19 protein-coding genes are annotated in these 20,435 nt (G+C 62.9%); 9 read left to right on the top strand and 10 right to left on the bottom strand.

Going from position 1 to position 20,435, the window contains the following annotated elements; genetic code table 11:
• Positions 1–35 precede the first annotated feature (35 nt).
• Positions 36–1,829, bottom strand: coding sequence for a class I poly(R)-hydroxyalkanoic acid synthase (locus U0S50_RS14780; RefSeq protein WP_322309503.1), 1,794 nt, complete (start codon positions 1,827–1,829; stop codon positions 36–38).
• Between the two features lie 115 nt (positions 1,830–1,944).
• Here U0S50_RS14780 and U0S50_RS14775 point away from each other — a divergent pair, with 115 nt between their 5' ends.
• The 3 genes from U0S50_RS14775 to U0S50_RS14765 all read left to right on the top strand — a co-directional run bounded on the left by U0S50_RS14775 (position 1,945) and on the right by U0S50_RS14765 (position 4,503).
• Positions 1,945–3,165 (top strand): LL-diaminopimelate aminotransferase, encoded by a 1,221-nt coding sequence (locus U0S50_RS14775; RefSeq protein ID WP_322309502.1) that lies wholly within the window; start codon positions 1,945–1,947, stop codon positions 3,163–3,165.
• Positions 3,165–3,647 carry a DUF2721 domain-containing protein gene (locus tag U0S50_RS14770; RefSeq protein ID WP_322309501.1) on the top strand — a complete coding sequence of 161 codons (483 nt, stop codon included), beginning with the start codon at positions 3,165–3,167 and terminating at the stop codon, positions 3,645–3,647. Before U0S50_RS14775 ends, U0S50_RS14770 begins: the two co-directional genes overlap by 1 nt.
• 85 nt (positions 3,648–3,732) lie before the next feature.
• Complete coding sequence (locus tag U0S50_RS14765; protein ID WP_322309500.1) at positions 3,733–4,503, top strand: class I SAM-dependent methyltransferase; 771 nt, start codon at positions 3,733–3,735, stop codon at positions 4,501–4,503.
• 7 nt (positions 4,504–4,510) lie between these two features.
• Here the strand turns inward: U0S50_RS14765 and U0S50_RS14760 are convergent, their stop codons facing one another.
• The gene (locus U0S50_RS14760; protein ID WP_322309499.1) at positions 4,511–6,088 is read right to left on the bottom strand and encodes an amidase; all 1,578 of its coding nucleotides are present in this window, start codon (positions 6,086–6,088) and stop codon (positions 4,511–4,513) included.
• A 195-nt stretch (positions 6,089–6,283) separates the two neighbouring features.
• On the opposite strand from U0S50_RS14760, the gene U0S50_RS14755 reads away from it, so the two are divergent.
• Entirely contained in the window at positions 6,284–7,528 is a 1,245-nt protein-coding gene (locus U0S50_RS14755) for a spinster family MFS transporter (protein WP_416195002.1), read from the top strand.
• 45 nt (positions 7,529–7,573) lie between these two features.
• Here the strand turns inward: U0S50_RS14755 and U0S50_RS14750 are convergent, their stop codons facing one another.
• The gene (locus tag U0S50_RS14750) at positions 7,574–8,164 is read right to left on the bottom strand and encodes an NADPH-dependent FMN reductase (RefSeq protein WP_322309497.1); all 591 of its coding nucleotides are present in this window, start codon (positions 8,162–8,164) and stop codon (positions 7,574–7,576) included.
• A gap of 129 nt (positions 8,165–8,293) precedes the next feature.
• Between U0S50_RS14750 and U0S50_RS14745 the strand changes: the two genes are divergently transcribed.
• Complete coding sequence (locus U0S50_RS14745; RefSeq protein WP_322309496.1) at positions 8,294–9,217, top strand: haloalkane dehalogenase; 924 nt, start codon at positions 8,294–8,296, stop codon at positions 9,215–9,217.
• Here the strand turns inward: U0S50_RS14745 and U0S50_RS14740 are convergent.
• Positions 9,183–9,641: an Lrp/AsnC family transcriptional regulator gene (locus tag U0S50_RS14740; RefSeq protein ID WP_322309495.1), complete on the bottom strand. Its 459-nt coding sequence runs from the start codon at positions 9,639–9,641 to the stop codon at positions 9,183–9,185. The two genes, U0S50_RS14745 and U0S50_RS14740, sit on opposite strands and share 35 nt — an antisense overlap.
• Before the next feature lie 115 nt (positions 9,642–9,756).
• On the opposite strand from U0S50_RS14740, the gene U0S50_RS14735 reads away from it, so the two are divergent.
• Complete coding sequence (locus tag U0S50_RS14735; RefSeq protein WP_322309494.1) at positions 9,757–10,974, top strand: methionine gamma-lyase; 1,218 nt, start codon at positions 9,757–9,759, stop codon at positions 10,972–10,974.
• 82 nt (positions 10,975–11,056) lie between these two features.
• Here U0S50_RS14735 and U0S50_RS14730 read toward each other — a convergent pair whose 3' ends face one another.
• Positions 11,057–12,346, bottom strand: coding sequence for an adenylosuccinate synthase (locus U0S50_RS14730; protein ID WP_322309493.1), 1,290 nt, complete (start codon positions 12,344–12,346; stop codon positions 11,057–11,059).
• A 458-nt stretch (positions 12,347–12,804) separates the two neighbouring features.
• Here U0S50_RS14730 and U0S50_RS14725 point away from each other — a divergent pair, with 458 nt between their 5' ends.
• Positions 12,805–13,182, top strand: coding sequence for a DOPA 4,5-dioxygenase family protein (locus U0S50_RS14725; protein ID WP_322309492.1), 378 nt, complete (start codon positions 12,805–12,807; stop codon positions 13,180–13,182).
• Positions 13,183–13,205: 23 nt separating this feature from the next.
• Here U0S50_RS14725 and U0S50_RS14720 read toward each other — a convergent pair whose 3' ends face one another.
• The 3 genes from U0S50_RS14720 to U0S50_RS14710 form a co-directional block, all read right to left on the bottom strand.
• Positions 13,206–14,321: an ATP phosphoribosyltransferase regulatory subunit gene (locus tag U0S50_RS14720; RefSeq protein ID WP_322309491.1), complete on the bottom strand. Its 1,116-nt coding sequence runs from the start codon at positions 14,319–14,321 to the stop codon at positions 13,206–13,208.
• A gap of 147 nt (positions 14,322–14,468) precedes the next feature.
• A complete protein-coding gene (gene serA, locus U0S50_RS14715) occupies positions 14,469–16,055 on the bottom strand; it encodes a phosphoglycerate dehydrogenase (protein WP_322309490.1) in 1,587 nt (528 codons plus the stop codon).
• An 85-nt stretch (positions 16,056–16,140) separates the two neighbouring features.
• Positions 16,141–17,268, bottom strand: a complete 1,128-nt coding sequence (locus U0S50_RS14710; protein WP_322309489.1) for a phosphoserine transaminase — start codon at positions 17,266–17,268, stop codon at positions 16,141–16,143.
• Positions 17,269–17,451: 183 nt separating this feature from the next.
• Between U0S50_RS14710 and U0S50_RS14705 the strand changes: the two genes are divergently transcribed.
• A complete protein-coding gene (locus U0S50_RS14705; protein WP_322309488.1) occupies positions 17,452–18,162 on the top strand; it encodes an extensin family protein in 711 nt (236 codons plus the stop codon).
• 48 nt (positions 18,163–18,210) lie between these two features.
• Positions 18,211–19,086, top strand: coding sequence for an LOG family protein (locus tag U0S50_RS14700; protein ID WP_322309487.1), 876 nt, complete (start codon positions 18,211–18,213; stop codon positions 19,084–19,086).
• Positions 19,087–19,158: 72 nt separating this feature from the next.
• Here U0S50_RS14700 and U0S50_RS14695 read toward each other — a convergent pair whose 3' ends face one another.
• Together U0S50_RS14695 and U0S50_RS14690 are read right to left on the bottom strand one after the other, a co-directional pair.
• A complete protein-coding gene (locus U0S50_RS14695) occupies positions 19,159–19,629 on the bottom strand; it encodes a cytochrome c family protein (RefSeq protein ID WP_322309486.1) in 471 nt (156 codons plus the stop codon).
• Positions 19,629–20,279, bottom strand: a complete 651-nt coding sequence (locus tag U0S50_RS14690) for a cytochrome c family protein (RefSeq protein WP_322309485.1) — start codon at positions 20,277–20,279, stop codon at positions 19,629–19,631. Before U0S50_RS14690 ends, U0S50_RS14695 begins: the two co-directional genes overlap by 1 nt.
• Between the last annotated feature and the right edge of the window lie 156 nt (positions 20,280–20,435).

The raw sequence follows: 20,435 nt of genomic DNA, 5'->3' as shown, positions 1-20,435 counted from the left end.
CCGTCGCGATCCGAAGTCAGGATATTCGCAAGATATTACCGCTGTTTGACATAGCGGCCGGGCGCATCTTCGATCGCCTTTTTTCGGCCTTTTCCGGGAATGCGCCCGCCTTTGGTCGCGACTTTTCCGCCGTCCAGTTCGTTTATCCAGCCGATCCAGTGCGGCCACCAACTGCCTTTGGTCTCACAGGCGCCGGCTTCAAAGGCTGCCAAGGTGGCGGCGTCATTGTCGCTGGTCCAATATTGATATTTACCCGCAGCCGGTGGGTTCACCACGCCCGCGATATGGCCGGAGCCCGCAAGCACGAAGGTTTTTGGTCCGGCCAGATGATCCATCAACCGCCATACGCTGGCGAGCGGCGCGATATGGTCTTCGCGTCCGGCCTGAATATAGGCGGGCGTCCTGATCTGCCGCAGGTCGATCGGGGTATCGCACACCGTCAGGCTGTTGGGCACGACCAGCCGGTTGTCGCGATAAAGGTCGATCAGATACTGGCGGTGCCACTTTGCGGGCAGATTGGTGGTGTCGCCGTTCCAATAGAGCAGGTCGAACGGCGGATAGTCGTTGCCGAGCAGGTAATTGTTGACGACATAGTTCCAGATCAGGTCGCGCCCCCGCAGGCTGTTGAAGGTGGCAGCCATATAGCGTCCGTCGAGAAAACCCGGCGCCGACAGTTGCTCGAGAAGCGCAAGATAGGCCTCGTCGACAAAGAGCTTGAGTTCGCCAGCCTGTTCGAAATCGACCTGTGCGGTAAAGAATGTCGCGGACTTTACCTTGTCGGCTTCGCCATTGGCCGCCAGCATCGCCAGTGTCGCGGCGAGCGTGGTGCCCGCGACGCAATATCCGATCGTATGGACATGGGGCACGTTCAAAAGATCGCGAACCACGTCGATCGCGTCAACCTGGGCTGCGATATAATCGTCCCAAACGACATCTTTCATCGATGCGTCGGCCGACTTCCAGGATACCATGAACACCGACAGCCCCTGCTCCAGTGCCCAGGCAACGAAGCTTTTCGCCGGATTGAGGTCGAGGATATAAAAACGGTTGATCCATGGCGGAAAGATGACGAGCGGGACCGTCAGCACCTCTTGCGTGGTCGGCGCATAATGGATGAGCTGATACAGCGGCGTTTCGTGGATCACCTTGCCCGGGGTCGTAGCGATATTGACCCCGACTTCGAACGCATCGGCATCGACGTGCGAAAGCTGCCCGCGCGACAGGTCGGCGAGCATATGCTTCAATCCCTTGAGCAGGCTTTCGCCGCGCGTTTCCACGGCGCGCTTGATCACTTCGGGATTGGTGACCGCGAGATTGGTCGGGGACAGCGCGTCGGCCATCGTTCTCGCCGCAAATTCCATCTTGGCGCGGGCGGCGTCATCCAATCCCTGCATCTGGCGGGTGGTTTCCAGAAGCTGGTCGGACAACAGGCCATATGTCTGACGGATCAGGGCAAAGGCCGGGTTCGTTGTCCAGTCGGGATCGGAAAAGCGCCTGTCGGATGGCGCACTGGGGGGCGTCGCCGGTGAAAAGGGGGGCTGCAATGTCGCGAGCGAGGACCAGAAGGCGATGCCTTGTTCCCACATGCGGGCCGTCTGCTCCGCCCACATCTGGGATGCTGGGCTGTCCAGCCATTTGCGTGGATCGAACAGCGGCGGTTGCGCGATCTTGTCGTCGGCTGACTGCTCCATGACATAATCGAGCATCATCTGCTGCGCGCGGCCCATGACGCTGGCCCAATGCTGCAGGTCCTCTGGGGAAGGGAGAAAGGGGTTCGGTACGTCTGTTGTATCGCCCGTCGGCCCGCCGTCTTTCCCTGCGTTGTTCATGCTCGTTCCCGCTAGTCACTGCCGCGAGAATCCCTATAACAAGCTGCGGCGCGGCTGGCGAGGCGCTGCTCGCGTCAATCCGTACACATACGAAAAGGAGTTGTTCTAGTTTCCCATGTCTGAAGATGAATTCTACCGCATCAAGCGTCTGCCGCCCTATGTCATCGCTGAAGTTAATGCGATGCGAGCGGCCGCGCGTGCCGCGGGCGAGGACATCATCGACCTTGGGATGGGCAACCCTGATCTGCCGCCGCCGCAGCATGTGATCGACAAGCTGTGCGAGGTTGCGCAAAAACCGGACGCCCACGGCTATTCGCAATCAAAGGGTATTCCCGGTCTCCGCCGCGCGCAGGCCAATTATTATGGCCGCCGTTTCAATGTCGACCTGGACCCGGAAACCGAGGTGGTCGTGACCATGGGGTCGAAAGAGGGGTTGGCAAGCCTGGCGACCGCCATCACCGGTCCGGGCGATGTCGTGCTGGCTCCCAATCCCAGCTACCCCATTCACACCTTCGGCTTCATCATCGCCGGGGCGACAATTCGCAGCGTGCCGACGACGCCGGACGAAAATTACTGGCGCGCGCTTGACCGGGCGATGGCCTTCACCGTTCCGCGTCCGTCGATCCTGGTCGTCAACTATCCCTCGAACCCGACTGCCGAGGCGGTCGACCTTGCTTTCTATGAGCGGCTGGTGGCCTGGGCGAAGGAGAATAAGGTTTGGGTTCTTAGCGACCTTGCCTATTCCGAACTCTATTATGACGGCAATCCGACCCCCTCGATCCTGCAAGTGCCGGGGGCAAAGGATGTCGCGATCGAATTCACCTCGATGTCGAAAACCTATTCGATGGCGGGCTGGCGAATGGGCTTTGCCGTCGGCAACAAAAGGCTGATCGCGGCGATGGCCCGCGTTAAGTCCTACCTCGACTATGGTGCCTTTACCCCGATCCAGGCCGCCGCCTGTGCCGCGCTCAACGGCCCGCAGGACATTGTCGAGCGGAACCGCGAACTTTATCAAAAGCGCCGCGACGTGATGGTGGAAAGCTTCGCCCGTGCGGGGTGGGACATTCCGAGCCCGCCGGCGTCGATGTTTGCATGGGCGCCGTTGCCGCCCGCCCTCAAGGAAATGGGCAGCCTGGAATTTTCCAAGCAGTTGTTGACCCAGGCCAAGGTCGCGATCGCGCCCGGTGTCGGTTATGGCGAGGATGGCGAAGGTTTTGTGCGCATTGCGATGGTCGAAAATGAACAGCGCATCCGCCAGGCCGCTCGCAACGTGCGCAAATTCCTGCAAATGCACGGCGTGAATGCCCCTTCGGCTGCGGCGGGCGGTCGGGGGTAATGTCCCCCGATGCCAGTGTAATTGCACAAACGATCCAACTGTCGGTCACGCCGGTATTCCTTCTGGTCGCGACCGGCAGTTTGCTGAACGTCATCGCGGGACGGTTGGCGCGTGTCGTCGATCGTTCGCGTAACCTGCGAGAAAAATGGGCCGAAACCGAAGGCGAAGAACATGCGCGCATCGTCGCGGAATTGCGCATCGCCGATCGCAGGATGGGGATCATTAACAACTCGATCCTGTCGGCCGTGGCTTGCGGTATCGTGGTGTGCCTGCTGGTCGCCTTGCTCTTCACGCAGGCTTTCACCGGCATCAATCTGGGGGTCGCGGCTTCGTGGGCTTTTGCGGTCGCGATGCTGTTGTTGCTGGTGTCGCTGATTCTTTTCCTCGTCGAGGTGCGATTGGCGGTTCGGGCCATTCATGTGCCGATGGAATTGCTCGAGCTGGAGGAAATGGACCGGCTGAAGCGCAAGGCGGGCCGTTGATGGAAGCGTAAAGGCGCCTCGTCGATACGGGCTGGCGTCGCGTGCATCACTACGCCAGCCCTATGGAAACTGGGGAGGGCAAATCATGACCGGATTGCGATGGCTGACGACGGTGGCCGGGGCGGCAATGCTGTTGGCGATGTCGGGATATGCAAGCGCGGCAGATCAGGCGTCGGAGCGATCCGTCGCAGCGGCGGTCGCCAGCAAGGCGCGCCTTGCCGATAATCGAAAGCTTGACGAAGGGCGCCATCCGGCGGAAGTCCTCTCTTTTGCGGCGGTTGAGCGTGGATCGACAATCGCCGATCTGCTCGCGGGCAACGGATATTACAGCGAGATGTTGGCCGATCTCGTCGGGCCCAAGGGAACCGTTATTCCCATGAACACGCCTGGCTTTCACAAAGCGGAAAGCTGGGCTCTGCTGCAAAAGGCCCATCCCAATCTGACGCCGATGGTGCGGGCCGCGCCCGGCATGTCGCTGGCCCCTGCCAGCGTGGACATGATCTTCACGCATCTGGTTTATCACGACCTCTACTGGGAAAGTGAAAAGTATAAATTCCCGCGACTGGACGTCGATGCGATGGTCGCGAACTGGTATCGCGCACTGCGTCCCGGCGGAACGGTAATTGTGATCGATCATGCCGGTCCAGGCGGCGACACCCGCGCGCTGGTCGACAAGCTCCATCGCATCGACCCGGCGGTTGTCCGCGCCGATATGGAACGGGCTGGTTTCGTGCTCGATGGTGAAAGCGATGCGCTGCATGTTGCGGGCGATGATCATAGCAAGAACGTCTTCGACCCGGCGGTCCGGGGAAAGACCGACCGCTTCATGCTGCGGTTTCGAAAACCTGCGGCTTGATCCTTCGTCAGGGTGCCGGGGGGCGTCGATAGACTGGGGTGATGCGTCGGCGGCTGCGAATTTCATAGGCATGGCCAGCCGCAAGGATGTCGGCATCGGACCATTTGGCTCCGATGAAGCTGATGCCGATCGGCAATCCTTCAACGGCGCCCATCGGTACCGTCAGATGCGGATAGCCCGCGACGGCGGGAAGCTGGCTGGCGCTGGGGCCGGTAAAATGGTCCCCGTTGCCGAGATCGCTTGTCCATGCGGGGCCGTTGGTAACAGCGACCAGCATATCGACGCCATGCGACCTGAGCAGCCGGTCGATTCCCTCCGGACCCGCCAGGCGGGCGGCTTTCTCTTTCGCGGCTTGATAGGCCGGGTCGTTCAGCCCGCCCTTGCTTTCGGCTAGCTCAAACAGCGATTGGTCGAACCAGCGTAGCTCGACCGGATCGGCTTTGTTGAAAGCGATCAGGTCAGCCAGTGTGCGCGGGGCATCCGTGCCGGGCAGGTCGGCAAGATAGGCCGCCATTCCGGCTTTCAACTCGGTCATCAGGATTTCAAACTCGGCATCGCCCAGGCCATCCATCCCCGAACGGCTGTCCGCAATCTCCACCAATGTGGCGCCCAGCGCCGCCATGTCCGCGAGAGCGACGTCGAATAAGGCGGAAATATCGCCCCGCTCCCCGATCCGGTCGCGCATTACGCCGATGCGCTTCCCTTTCAATGCGTCGGGAGACAGCCGGTCGAGATAATCGACCTTGCGTGCGTCGGCTTCCTTTGTTGCCGGGTCGGCGGGGTCGCTTCCGGCCATGGCGGCCATCATCGCTGCGGCATCCCGGACCGTCAATGTCATCGGCCCCGCCGTGTCCTGACTGTGGCTGATCGGAATGATGTGCGTGCGGCTGACCAGCCCGACGCTGGGTTTGAAGCCGACGACCCCATTGGTCCCCGCCGGGCAGACGATCGACCCGTCGGTTTCGGTGCCGATCGTCATCGTGGCGAGCGAGGCCGCCATCGCCGCGCCGCTGCCCGCCGACGATCCGCATGTGTTGCGCGCCAGTTCATGCGGGTTCTTGGTCAGCCCGCCGATCGCGCTCCATCCGCTGGTCGAATTGTTCGAACGGATGTTCGCCCATTCGGACAGATTTGTCTTGCCCAGGATGACCGCGCCCGCTTGACGCAGCCGGGCAACGAGTGTCGCATCGCGACCGGTGACATTATCCTTGAGCGCAAGCGATCCGGCGGTGGTGGGCAGCGGTCCCGCCACCTCGATATTATCCTTGATCAGGATGGGGATACCGTGCAGCGGACCGCGCGATCTTCCGGCCCGGCGCTCCTTGTCGCGGGCGCGCGCCTGCGCCAGCGCGTCGGGAAAAGTGGCGAGGACGGCGTTGATGTTGTGGCCGCTGTCATCGATCCGCGCGATGCGATCAAAATAAATTTTTACGGCCTCTTCGCTGGTCATCCGACCCGCCTTGATCTCCTCCTGCAACTGGGCCGCGTCGATGCCCTCCAGCGGCGGGCGCGGCATTGATGTCGTAGCGGCAGGTTGGGCGATCAATAGCGCCGAAAGGGCGAGCAGAGGGCGGTGAAATTGCATGTCGCGATGCTGGCACGCCCCCCCTATTTTGCAAGGATTTTTGCCGTCTTGGCCAGGGGGGGGCGATTGACAGGTCCGGGTCTGCGCGGCACCAAAGCAATCCGGAGAGACAATATGACAAGCAACCCGTCGGTCGCAAAGCCGCCCGAACTGCTGCACGATCAGTCCAACGGCGCTGCCGCGAGTACGCGGACGATGTTGTGGATCTTGCTGATCGTCTATATTTTCAATTTTCTCGATAGACAGATCGTAAATATCCTGGCCGAACCCATCAAGGCCGACCTCGGGCTGACCGATACGGAATTGGGCTTGTTGGCAGGACCTGCTTTTGCCGTGTTTTATGCGCTGCTGGGTATTCCCATTGCCCGATACGCGGACAAGGAGGGCACGAATCGCGTCCGCCTTATCGCGTTGGCCTTAGCCATATGGTCGGCGATGACGGCGGTGTGCGGCCTCGCTCAGAACTTCGTCCAGCTGCTCTTCGCACGCATCGGTGTCGGGGTGGGGGAGGCGGGGTGCACGCCCGCGGCCCATTCGCTCATTACCGACAGCGTGCCCGCAGAAAGGCGATCCTCCGCAATCGCGTTCTACGGCATGGGGGTGCCGATCGGGTCGCTCCTGGGATTGGTCATCGGCGGCATCGTCAACGACCTCTATGGCTGGCGCGTTGCGTTGATGCTTGTGGGAGCGCCGGGGCTGCTGTTGGCGCTGATCGTGCTGTTCATCATGCGCGAGCCGCGTCTTGACCGAGTGAAGGAAACAACCGCCGCGACTGCGCGATCGGCTGTGCCGCTATCGACCGCGGATGCCATGCGCGACATCTTTGGTTCCCGCTCATTCGTCTATATCCTGATCGCGGCCTCGGTCACGGCCTTCCTGGGGTATGGCAAGGCGCTTTGGACCATCAGTTTCTTCATTCGCAGCCATGGCCTGTCCACGACCGAGGCCGGACTGGGGATGGCTGTGGTGCTAGGGCTGGCGGCGGCGGTCGGTACCTGGCTCGGCGGCAAGATTGCCGACAAATTTGGAAAGCGGGACAAAAAGCACATACTGACCTTTCCGGCATATGGCATGGCTATCGTCGCGCCGATGTTGTTTCTCGGCTATTATGTCGAACAATGGTGGGTGGCGATGGCGTTGCTGGTCATCCCCAGCGTGGTCAACAATGCCTATTACGGTCCCGCTTATGGCTGTGTTCAAGGGTTGGTGAGGCCACAGGCGCGTGCGGTCGCGGCGTCGATCATGCTCTTCGGTCAGAATTTGATCGGCCTTGGGCTGGGGCCGTTTCTTTTCGGCCTCCTGTCTGATGCGCTTGCCCCTGCCTATGGCCAGGAAAGCATACGCTACGTGCTTTATGGCGCCGCATGGTTGGGCTTGATCCCCGCCTTTTTCTTCTGGCGGGCAAGCCTGCGCCTTGGAAACGAGCTGAGAGCTGAATAGATGCGCGCTGCCGGAAGAGGCGCGGATGATGCCCAAGGTGCCGTATCAGAAAGGCGCGCCGACCCTTGCCCGCTGCGCTTTCGCCGCATCGATCCACCAGCCAAGATCGTCGGCGAAGCGTGGAAGGGCTCTGATCAGTCGGGTGCCGTCTTCGCCGGTAGGTTTGCCGTCGGCGTCAAAGGCGGCGCCGATCCGGGCAAGGCTGAGCGGGGTCGATGTGACAACCATTGCCATCGCGCCCAGCGTCGTGCGCCAAGCCGTCGCCGATCTGACTCCCGCAAAAGGACCGGCCGAATAGGAGGCGATGGCCGCTGGTCGCCACGCAAATTCGGGCAGATAATGATCGACCAGGTTTTTCAGCCCAGGTTGAAGGCCCCCATTATATTCGCCAACGACAAAGATGAACCCGTCAGCGTTTTCCAGGCGCACGGCGAGCGCAGCCATGGCCGCCGGGGCTTCGCCTGGCGGATAGTCGCTGTGGCGCTGGTCGAGGATCGGGAGTCCGACTGCCTTGGCGTCGATCAATTCGGCGTGATCGCCGCGTGCATCGATTGCATCAACGAGCCAGTGCGCCAGTTTGATGCCCTGACGATCCCGGCGATAGCTGCCGTAAAGGACGAGAATATCTCTGCTCATGCCAATGAAGGTGCCATGCAGCGCACAGAAACGAAAGGGTGCTTGCTGACCGGCCGGACGTGACGGGCGGCGCAGGCTCCTATGCGGAAAGGGTGCCGGAAGATGAAGGGGAGGAAAGGGACGCGACCCATGCATATCTATCGAACCGCCGACCATCGGTTTGTCGGACTTCCCGACTGGCCGTTTGAACCGAATTATCTGGATGTCGGGGATGGGCTTCGTGTCCATTATGTGGATGAGGGCGAAAAAGGCGCGCGGCCGGTGCTGATGCTGCATGGTGAGCCCACCTGGTCCTATCTTTATCGCCATATGATCGGCCCAGCGGTCGATGCAGGCTTTCGGGTTCTGGCGCCCGACCTCATCGGCTTCGGGCGCTCGGACAAGCCGCTTGACCATGGCGTATATAGCTATGCCGCCCAGGTGGCGTGGATGCGTCAATGGCTCGAGGCCCTGGATCTTCGTGACATCATTCTGGTCTGTCAGGACTGGGGATCGCTGATCGGTTTGCGACTGGTTGCCGAAATGCCCGACAGGTTTTGCGGTGTGGCCCTGTCGAACGGCGGTTTGCCCGAAGGCCAGCCCGCGCCGCGGGCCTTTGCCATATGGCGTGCTTTTTCGCGATTCAGCCCGGTTTTTCCGATTGGGCGAATCGTCAATGCGGGTACAAAGCGCGACCTAGAAGCCGCGGAAATCGCAGCCTATGACGCGCCGTTCCCGACCCGCGCGTCGAAAGTCGCAGCGCGTGTTTTTCCCTCCTTCGTGCCGCTCGGCGACAATGTCGCGGTACCCGACCAGAAACGCGCCTGGGCCAGCCTGGAAAGGTTCGACAAGCCATTTCTGTGCTGCTTTTCCGATGGGGATCCGATCACACGTGGCGGCGATGCGCTGTTCCGGGGGCGGGTGCCGGGAAGTGAAGGCATGGCACACCGTACATTGTCGGGTGGACATTTCATTCAGGAGGATGATCCGGAAGGTTTTGTCGCAGCGATTGCGGCGGTCGCTGTCGCGGCAGATGGCGTCAGATCGGCAGGGGCAGCACCCGGCTCTGTTTGACGACGCCATAGGCTAGGCTCGTGTCGATCGACGCGATCCCTTCAATCGCGTGCAATTGTTCGCGGACGAAGCGTTCATAGCCATCGAGGTCGCTCGCCACGACGCGCAACAGATAGTCGATGTCGCCGGTCATCAGGAAACAGTCGAGAATGGCGTCGATCGCCCCGATCGCCTGTTCAAAGGCGCGCACCGTCGCCTGATCATGCTTGCTGAGCTTGATGCCGACAAAGACGGTGATCGGATAACCCATCGCCTTCTGATCGACGAGCGCGGCATAGCCCGCAATCACCCCGCGCTCCTCGAGCAGACGCACACGCCGCAGGCAGGGCGAGGGCGAGAGGTTGACGCGCGCCGCCAGGTCCTGATTGCTGAGCCGCCCGTCGGTCATCAGGGCACGGATAATCTGGTGATCCTTGCGGTCCATTGCACAATCCCTGGCAGATAATTCCAATATTGATAAAGATGGTGGCACATATCGGCAGCACTTGCCACGGCTCATCTGATATTTCGCGGGTGTCCAAGAACAGGAGCCGCCGGTCATGACATGCCTTCCGCTTTCGGGTTTTGCGACCCGCGCCATCCACGCCGGTTATGACGCCGCCGCGCATGATGGCGCGCTGGTGCCGCCGCTGCACCTCTCCTCGACCTTTGTGTTCGAGAGCGCCGAGGCGGGCGCGGAGATTTTCGCCGGGGAGCGCGAAGGCTATTTCTACAGCCGTATCGCCAATCCGACCGTCGACCTGCTCGAACAGCGGATGGCCGCGCTGGAAGGGGCCGAGGCGGCGGTTGCGACGGCGTCGGGCATGGGCGCCATTGCGGGGGTGCTGTGGTCCTTTCTGCAGCCCGGTGATGAAATCATCGTCGACAAGACACTGTATGGCTGCACCTTTGCCTTCATGCGCCATGGGCTGGCGCGCTTTGGGATCCGGATCACCCATGCCGACCTGACCGATCCCGCCAATCTGAGCGCCGCGATCAGCAAGACGACCAAGATCGTCTATTTCGAAACCCCGGCCAATCCGAACATGCGGCTTGTCGATATTGCGGCGGTGGCGGCGATCGCGCGCCGTCATGGCGCCCGCACCATCGTCGACAACACCTATGCGACCCCGGTGTTGACCCAGCCGATCACGCTCGGCGCCGACATCGTCGTCCATTCGGCGACCAAATATCTGGGCGGGCACGGCGATCTGGTCGGCGGCATCGCCCTTGGCACCGCCGCCGACATGCAGCAGGTGCGGCTGGTCGGGATCAAGGACATGACCGGCGCGGTGATGGCGCCGTTCAACGCGATGCTGGTGCTGCGCGGGCTGAAGACGCTGAAGCTGCGGATGGCCGAACATTGCCGCTCGGCGGTGGCGGTCGCCGCGGCGCTCGATGCCCATCAGGCGGTGGCGGCGGTCCATTATCCCGGGCTTGCCGGCTTTGCGCAGCACGATCTGGCGCGGCGGCAGATGCCGGGTTTCGGCGGTATGATCGCCTTTGAACTGACGGGCGGCTATGCGGCGGGAGTAGCGATGATGAACCGCCTCAACCTTGTCCAGCGCGCGGTGTCCTTGGGCGATGCCGAAAGCCTGATCCAGCATCCGGCGAGCATGACCCATTCGACCTACACCACCGAGGAGCGCCGCGAGCATGGTATTTCGGACGGGCTGGTGCGCCTGTCTGTTGGGCTGGAAGAGGTGGACGAAATCACCGCCGACCTGATGCAGGCGCTGGATGCTGTGACGGCCGCAAGGGTTTCCGTCGACGCCTGATGGAGGCAGTTTAAGTGGTCGAGGCGCCGCGATTCCCTATCGGGGCGCCTTGAACGACAATTCGGCCCGATACGACCAACCTTTAGTCGCTGAACGGGTCGCGGATCAGGATGGTGTCGTCGCGTTCGGGGCTGGTCGATACCAGCGCGATCGGCGTTTCGATCAGTTCCTGCACCCGCTGGATATATTTGATCGCCTGGGCGGGCAGGTCGGCATAGCTGCGCGCCCCGGCGGTCGATTCGTGCCAGCCGTCCATTTCCTCGTAAATCGGCTCGACCGCTGCCTGGTCGGCGGCGTGGGCCGGAAAATAGTCGAGGATCTTGCCGCGCAGGCGATAGCCGGTGCAGATGCGGATGGTGTCGAAGCCGTCGAGCACGTCGAGCTTAGTCAGCGCGATGCCGGTCACGCCCGATACCGCGCAGCTTTGGCGCACCAGCACGGCGTCGAACCAGCCGCAGCGGCGCTTGCGCCCGGTGACGGTCCCGAATTCATGCCCGCGCTCGCCGAGCCGCTGGCCGATGTCATCTTCCAGCTCGGTGGGAAAGGGGCCGCTGCCAACGCGCGTCGTATAAGCCTTGGCGATGCCGAGCACAAAGCCGACCGAGCCGGGGCCGAGGCCCGAACCCGCAGCGGCGGTGCCGCTGACCGTGTTCGAACTGGTGACGAAGGGATAGGTGCCATGGTCGATGTCGAGCAGCACGCCCTGCGCGCCTTCGAACAGGATGCGCGCACCCGCCTTGCGGACCTTTTTCAGCCGCTTCCACACCGGCTGCGCATATTCGAGGACGAAATCGGCGATTTCGCGCAGGTCATCGATCAACCGCGTGCGGTCGATCGGCGGTTCGCCAAAACCGGCGCGCAGCGCATCATGGTGCGCGGTCAGGCGATCGATCTGGGGTTCGAGATGGTCGAGATGGGCGAGGTCGCAGACGCGGATCGCGCGGCGGCCGACCTTGTCTTCATAGGCGGGGCCGATGCCGCGCCCGGTGGTGCCGATCTTGCCCGCCCCCGCCGCTGTTTCGCGCAAGGCGTCGAGGTCGCGGTGAAAGGGCAGGATCAGCGCGCAATTGTCGGCGATCGCGAAATTCTCTGCGTTGATGACGACGCCCTGGCCGCGCAGCTTGGCGATTTCGTCCTTCAGCGCCCAGGGGTCGAGCACCACGCCATTGCCGATGATCGACAGCGTGCCGGTGACGATGCCCGACGGGAGTAGCGACAGCTTGTAAACCTGTTCGCCGACGACCAGCGTATGGCCGGCATTGTGCCCGCCCTGGAAACGCACGACCGCGTCGGCGCGGCTGGCGAGCCAGTCGACGATCTTGCCCTTGCCCTCGTCGCCCCATTGCGACCCGATGACGGTAACATTTGCCATGATGCTGTCCTGCTGAACGGGCCCCAAAACGGGCGGAGCCGACCCGGCGCGGCCTTAGCGGATTTGGCCGCGGATACAAGCATGGCTGGCACGAATAAGCGACAATATTGGGCAGAATGGGGCATTGCGTTGTCGGGGGCGGACGACAAGCGAGCGGCGATGGTGGTGGCTGGAAACGCGGCGGCAAGGATAAGCGACAGGACGCCTCCAGGCGCGAAACGCTCCGGTGCAAAGCGGTGCCTTCGGTCCGCGTAGGCGGGCTTGAAGCCTGAAAAAGTGCCGTATGAACGCATCGATTTAGTACCCTTTATGGCTTAAGGGCCAAGCCGGGCGTCCGCCGCGCCGCAGGCGGCATCATGGGCGCGATGCAGACGATTTCAAAAAGTGGTACATTGGCTGGCACGGCGCCATAAAGTAGGTATGCCGTTAATTGCCATTAAGCCCGGGGATGACGAGCGATGATCGATAGCGCGGCGCCATATCATGCCCATATCTATTATGATCGTTCCGAGCGCCCGGCGGCGGCGGCGCTACGCGATGTTTTTCGCCGCGATCCGGCTGTGCGTTTTGTCGGCGCGATGACTGACGGGGCGGTGGGGCCGCACCCGATAGCACAGTTCGAGGTGCATTTTTTCGCCCACCATCGCGCCGATGTCGTTGGTGCGATCGAAGCCGCGGGGCTGCGCGCGCTTGTCCATCCGCTGACCGACGATGATCTGGCCGACCATACGGTGCTTGCGCAATGGATCGGCGATGTCGTGGAGCTCGACCTGTCGGTGCTCGATCCGCCGGGGGCGAACAAGGGCGTCGCGCGCTTTGGCCTGACCGATTTTTAGGCGGCGTGGACTGTTTCGACGGTTCAGGCCTCGGCCGGGCCGTCCGGACCAAGGATGAAGCCGCAGCCCAGCCGTGGCGCCTCGTCGGCCTCGGTCAGCGCGGCGATCGTGCGCCAGCCGTCGGCGCGCAGGCTTGCCGCCAGCGCGGCGTCGTGGCCGAGCGGCAGGAAGATGCGGCGGTCATTATCGTCTTCGACTCCCAGCCCGTCATCGATCAGCGGATCGGGATAGAGCGAAAAGCCGATCGCCGGTTCTTCCTGCGCTTCGCCGAGCGGGATGGAATAGGCGCCGCCGCGCCCGACAGCATCGCCCTGGCCGGGCACGAAGATCGAAAAGCCAAACCAGCTTTGATAGGCGAAGCCATGGCGTTCGGTGGGGTCGAGGGTCAGGTTGACGCGCTCGCGCACCGGTGCCGCAATTTCTTCGAGCGCGTCGATCCGCGCCGCCAATATGCCGGTGGTGTCAAAGGCGCGCAGATCGGCGATCGCCTGATCGAAGGGGCCGGTCGCGCGCAGCAGTGGCAGATAAGCCTGGGCGCCGATGCGGGTGAGCCCGCCGGCATCCTTGGCGTCGAGTTCATCGCGCAGTGCCTCGATATCCGCAGTGACCGGCAGCGGGCCGCTGGCGAGCAGATCGACGACGTCGGGCAGGGTGAAATCGAGTGTCACGGGGCCGATCCCCGCCGCTTCAAGCGCGTCGATCGCCACGCTGACGATCTCGCGCGCGGCGGCGACGCTGTCGCTTCCGATCAGTTCTGCGCCGACCTGCAGCATCTCGCGCGCGGGGCGCAGTTGGCTGGCGCGCAGCTTGACCACCTGCCCGGCATAGCAAAGCCGCAAGGGACGCGGGGCGGCGGCGAGCAGTGAGGTAGCGATGCGTCCAACTTGCCGCGTGATGTCGGGGCGGAGCGCCAGTGTGCGCTGCGACACCGGATCGGTGAAGCGCAAGAGGTCACGGGCGGTGCGTTCGTCATCGCCGCCCAGCGTTTCGCGAAACTCAGCGAGCGGCGGCGATACCCGGCCATAGCCGTGCGCGCGCATCGCATCGACAAGTGCGCGGGTGACACGCGATGCGGCTTCGGCCTGCGCGGGCAGGCGGTCACGAAGCCCTTCGGGCAGCAGGGCAGGGGCCTTGGTCATCGAATGCGGCCTTTAGGCGGGTGGCGAAGGGAGTTCAACCGATCTCCCCTCCCGCCTTTTGGAGCGACGCAGGGAGGGGCGATGATTTCACCCTGCTGTTTCGCAAATTCTTTCGCCCCTCCCGCAAGCGGGAGGAGCGGTTAAGCGTTAGAATTTCAGGCCCTTCACGGTCTTGACGCCTGGGAGCTGGCACAGCTGCCACAGCAGCGGTTCGGGCATCGCGGAGTCGAGCGACAGCAGCAGGACCGCTTCGCCACCCGCCGCGCGGCGACCGAGGTGGAAGGTGCCGATGTTAAGCCCGGCATCGCCCAACGTCGATCCGATGCGGCCGATGAAACCCGGCGCGTCCTCGTTGACGATATAGAGCATGTCGCCGTCGAGGTCGGCCTCGACCTTGATCCCGAACATTTCGACGAGGCGCGGGTCATTGTTGCTGAACAGGGTGCCCGCGACCGAACGATCGCCCTGGCTCGTCGCGACGGTGACGCGGACGAGGGTGTGATAATCGCCCTCGCGGTCGTGGCGCACCTCGCGCACGTCGAGCCCGCGCTCGCGCGCCAGATGCGGTGCATTGACCATGTTCACGCTGTCGGAATAGCGGCGCATCAGGCCAGTGAGCACGGCCGCGACGATCGGCTTCATGTTGAGCTCCGCCGCCGCGCCCTCGACCTCCACCGAAATGGTGGTGAGATTGTCGTGCGCGAGCTGACCCACCAGGCTGCCAAGCTTTTCGGCGAGGCTCATATAGGGGCGCAGCTTCGGCGCTTCCTCAGCCGACAGGCTGGGCACGTTGAGCGCGTTGGTAATACCGCCGGTGAGCAAATAGTCCGAAATCTGTTCGGCAACCTGGATCGCGACATTGACCTGCGCTTCGTCGGTCGAGGCGCCGAGGTGCGGCGTGCAGATGAAGTTTGCTGTGCCGAACAGCGGATGATCCGCCGCCGGCGGCTCGGTTGCGAACACATCGAGCGCCGCGCCCGCGACGTGTCCGCTGTCGAGCGCTTCCTTCAGCGCAGCTTCGTCGATCAGGCCACCGCGCGCGCAGTTGATGATCCGCACGCCCTTTTTGGTCTTGGCCAGATTTTCAGCCGACATCACGTTGCGCGTCTGGTCGGTGAGCGGCGTGTGCAGCGTGATGAAGTCGGCCTTGGCCAACAAGGTGTCGAGATCGGCCTTTTCGACGCCCAGCTCGATCGCCCGTTCGGGGGTCAGAAAAGGGTCGAAGGCGACAACCTTCATGCGCAAGCCCAGCGCGCGCTCGGCGACGATGCTGCCGATGTTGCCGCAGCCGATCAGGCCGAGCGTCTTGGACGTCAGCTCAACCCCCATAAAGTCGTTCTTGGGCCATTTGCCCGCCTGGGTCAGAGTATTGGCTTCTGGAATCTGACGGGCGAGAGCAAACATCATTGCGATCGCATGTTCGGCGGTGGTGATGCTATTGCCGAAGGGCGTGTTCATCACGACAACGCCCTGTTTCGAGGCCGACGGAATGTCGACATTGTCGACGCCGATCCCGGCGCGGCCGACGACCTTCAAATTGGTTGCGGCGGCAAGGACATCGGCGGTGACCTTGGTGGCCGAGCGGATGGCGAGACCGTCATAGTCGCCGATCATCGCGATCAGTTCATCCTTGGTCTTGCCGGTGATTTCATCGACCTGAATACCGCGTTCGGCGAAAATCGCGGCGGCCTTGGGGTCCATTTTGTCGCTGATGAGGACTTTGGGAGTGGTCATGTCTTGTCTCCGTCATCCCAGCGGAAGCTGGGATCCTTTGGAATGGGGATGGTCGCTAACGGTCCCAGCTTTCGCTGGGACAAAGTCAGGCGTTGAGCGAGGCGTAGGCCCAGTCGAGCCACGGGCCGAGTGCTTCGATATCGGCCGTGTCAACGGTCGCGCCGCACCAAATGCGCAGGCCCGGCGGGGCATCGCGATAGCCGGCGATGTCATAGGCGGCGCCTTCGGCGTCGAGCAGTCCTGCGAACTTTTTGATGAACGCTTCGTCGGCACCGGCGACCGACAGGCAGACCGAGGTTTTCGATCGGCTGGCAGGATCGGCGGCGAGGTGGCTGAGCCAGTCGCGCGCTGCGACGATCTTGTCGAGCGCGGCGGCGTTTGCGTCGCTGCGCGCTTTGAGCCCGTCAAGGCCGCCGAGCGATCTGGCCCATTCAAGCGCGAAGATCGCGTCCTCGACCGCCAGCATCGATGGGGTGTTGATCGTTTCGCCCTTGAACACGCCTTCGACCAGCTTGCCGCCCTTGGTAAGCCGGAAAACCTTCGGAAGCGGCCAGGCGGGAGTATGGCTTTCAAGCCGTTCGACCGCGCGAGGGCCAAGGATCAGGACGCCGTGACCGCCTTCGCCGCCAAGTACTTTCTGCCAGCTGAAAGTCGCGACGTCGATCTTGTCCCACGGCAGGTCATAGGCAAACACCGCCGAGGTCGCGTCGGCGAAGGACAGGCCCTCGCGATCGTCGGCGATCCAGTCGCCGTTCGGCACGCGGACGCCGCTGGTGGTTCCGTTCCAGGTGAAAAGGACATCGTTCGACCAGTCGACCTGGCCGAGGTCGGGAAGCTGGCCGTAATCGGCGCGGACGACCGTCGGATCGAGCTTCAGCTGCTTGGCGGCATCGGTGACCCAACCTTCACCGAAGCTTTCCCATGCCAGCGTCGTCACCGGACGGGCGCCCAGCATCGTCCACATTGCCATTTCAAAGGCACCAGTGTCCGATCCCGGCACGATGCCGATACGGTGCGTGTCGGGCAGGCGCAGCATCTCGCGCATCAGGTCGATGCAATATTGGAGGCGCGTCTTGCCGATCTTGGCGCGGTGCGAGCGGCCGAGCGATTCGGTGGAAATTTTCTCGGGGGTCCAGCCCGGCGGCTTGGCACAGGGACCGGAAGAAAAATAGGGGCGCGCAGGGCGCACCTGCGGCGTCGTCACTTCAGTCATTATAGTCTCTCCTTGCAGAGAGCTCGCGCGGCGTTGGGACCGCGTGGCCCGGCGCCGCGTTTAAGGATGGGTGCGCAACTGTCAAATAAATTGCGCTGTCCACACGAAATTTCATGCGAAATTTTCGACGAGCCGTTGCGATGGTTTACGTGTCGTTAAAGAATTTGTCGGTAATTTGACGCCATGGCGATTTCGACGATCCTGAAGCCGAGGATGCTGGTCGCGGTTTCCGCGGCGCTGGCGCTGACGGGCTGTTTCGGCGCTCCCGAGGTGATGAAGCGCGGCGACTCGCAGCGGCCATCGGCGAACAGCACGAAGATGCCGCCGCGCCCCCAACTGACCGGAGCTCCGTCCTTCACCAGTCCTGAAGCGCAGCAGTGCGCAGTCGATCTGCAACAGGCCGGGGTGCGCTTTACCCCTCTACCCAATCAGGATCATGGCGGCGGATGCAGCTCGATCGATTCGGTCAAGCTGCTCGATGTCGGGACGCCAGTGTCCGGTCTTGGTCCGATGACGTGCCCGCTCGCGCGCAATTTCGCGGCGTGGGCGCAATATGCGGTGAAGCCGGCCGCGCGCAAATTCCTGAAATCGGAGGTGGTGAAGATCGAAACCTTCGGCACATACAGCTGCCGGAACATTTATGGCGGGCGTTCGGGGCGGCTGTCGCAACATGCCTATTCGAACGCGATTGACGTGTCGGGATTCGTGCTTGCCGACGGGCGGCGGATTACACTGACCGGCGGGTGGAAGGGGGACGGTGCATCACAGGATTTTCTGCGCGCCCTTCATAAATCGGCCTGCCGCCGTTTCGGCACCGTGCTTGGCCCCGAATATAATGCCGCGCATCATGATCATTTCCATTTCGACATGAGCGGCAACGGCTTTTGCCGCTGATTTCCGGGCGGCTTGGCAAAGCCGGTCGAAGCCGCTAGCCCTTCGTCAATGACCAATGACAAGCAACCCCATCGTTCGCGTTTCCACAAGGCCAAAGACGACGCGCAATTCGCCCAGCAGGCGACCACCACACCGCAAACCGCCAGCCCTGCCTATCGGCTGGCCTTTCAGGATACCGATTTCCTGTTGCGCGAGGATCTGCGCCCCGTCCGTTTCCAGCTCGAACTGTTAAAGCCCGAATTGCTGCTCGACGAGGCAGGGATCGAATCCACGCTCGTGATCTATGGATCGGCCCGAATTCCCGAGCCCGGCGAGGCTGACGCACTGGAAACCGCGGCGACCGATGATGCGTCGCGTAACATTGCGCGGCGGCTGAAGGCGAAGGCCAAATATTATGAAGAGGCGCGGGCGCTTGCGCGGCTCGCCAGTCAAGTGCCTTGCGACGACAAGGGGTGCCGTCATTTCGTTGTCTGTTCGGGCGGCGGTCCCTCGATCATGGAGGCGGCGAACCGCGGTGCGGCTGATGCGGGGCGCGATTCGATCGGGCTCAACATCGTGTTGCCGCATGAGCAGGCGCCCAATCGTTTCGTAACCCCGGACCTCAGCTTTCAGTTTCACTATTTTGCGCTGAGAAAGATGCACTTCCTGCTCCGCGCCCGCGCGGTCGCGGTGTTCCCCGGCGGGTTCGGTACGTTCGACGAGATGTTCGAACTTTTGACCCTGATCCAGACCGGCAAGATCAAGCCGATCCCGATAGTCCTGTTCGGCAAGGAGTTCTGGCATCGCGTCGTGAATTTCGACGCGCTGGTCGAGGAGGGTGTGATCAGCGCCCGCGATCTCAACCTGTTCACCTTCGTGGAGACAGCCGCCGAGGCCTGGGCCATCATTCAGGATTTCTACGCGACGCTGGACGATCATCACTGATCGATGCGGTCCCGTCCCGGGCCAAATGGTCCGGGGTTAGCCGCTCATTTTGATCGGATCGGCCTGATCGGCCTAGTTCGACTGCTGCTGCAGATAGAGGAACAGGGACTTGCGATCGGCAGGGTCGATGACGCCCGCAAAGGCCATGCGCGTTCCGGGAAGCGCCTTCATCGGGGCTTCGAGATAGGCGTCGAGCGCGGCCTCGTCCCAGACACCGCCCTTGGCTTTCATTGCGGCGGAGTAAGAAAACCCCGGGTGCGAGGCGACCGCGCGGCCGACAATGCCATGCAGATTGGGGCCGATGCCATTGTTGCCGCCCGCATTGATCGTGTGGCAGGCGACGCACCGCTTGAAGACCTGTTCTCCCATCGCGGCGGTCGGCTCGACCGCCGGAACGGTGGCGGCTTCGGGTGCGTCGTCGACGGGAGCCGCCGAATCGGGGCTCGCCGCAGCTGGTTCTGCCGGGGTGTCCGCCTTGCCGCATGCGGCAAGGAAAAGCGCGGGAGCGATGGCGCCCGCCAGAAGGACGGGCGCGATCCGCATTAGTTGGCGGCTTCGGCCGGAGCAGGCGCCGCGGCGGCGTCGGCCGGCGCAGCACTATCGGCGGGAGCGGGCGCTGTTGCATCAGCCGGCGCTGCGCCGTCGGCCGGTTCTGCGCCTTCAGCAGGGGCGGCTTCCGGTGCGGGCAGGGGCAGGTTCGAACCCTGATTGTTCATGTAAACGATCAGGTTCGCCCGATCCTCGGCGCTCGACAGGCCGGCGAAGGACATTTTCGTGCCCGGAGCATATTTGCGCGGGCTTTTCAGCCATTCGTCCATGCTGGCGAAATCCCAGTTGCCCGGGACCGACTTCAGCGCGTCCGAATAGGCGAAGCCGGGAACATGACCATGAGCCTTGCCCAGCGCGCCCCACAGATTCGGGCCGATGCCGTTGGCGCCGCCCGAATTGATCGTGTGGCAAGCCGCGCATTTGGCGAACACGGTTTCACCCTTTGCCGCATCGGCGGCGGCGAGCAGGTTGGCGAGCGGAACAGCCGCCTCGCCGCCACCGCCTGCTTCGGCGTCCTCGATCGGAAAACCGGGCGTTTCCGGGGCATGGCCGGCGAACAACATGCTGGAACCGACGGAAAAGCCCAGGGCGCAAATGCCCGCAAACAAAACCCAGCCGGCAATAGTATTGTTGCGATTGTCCATGCTCGATCAGCCCCGTTTCGCTAGCGCCCGCCCGCGGACGCGCCCTTGTGATTTGGACGCTCCCTTACTGGCGCGGGGCGAACGGCGCAAGGGGATGAAGGTGTCGGCAGGTGAAATGGCCGAAGCGTCCGGTTGCGCCCGGCCGGGTGCCCGGCT

The organism is Sphingopyxis sp. (assembly GCF_034380315.1).
Lineage (GTDB): Bacteria > Pseudomonadota > Alphaproteobacteria > Sphingomonadales > Sphingomonadaceae > Sphingopyxis.
This window is presented reverse-complemented; position numbering and strand designations above follow the sequence as displayed.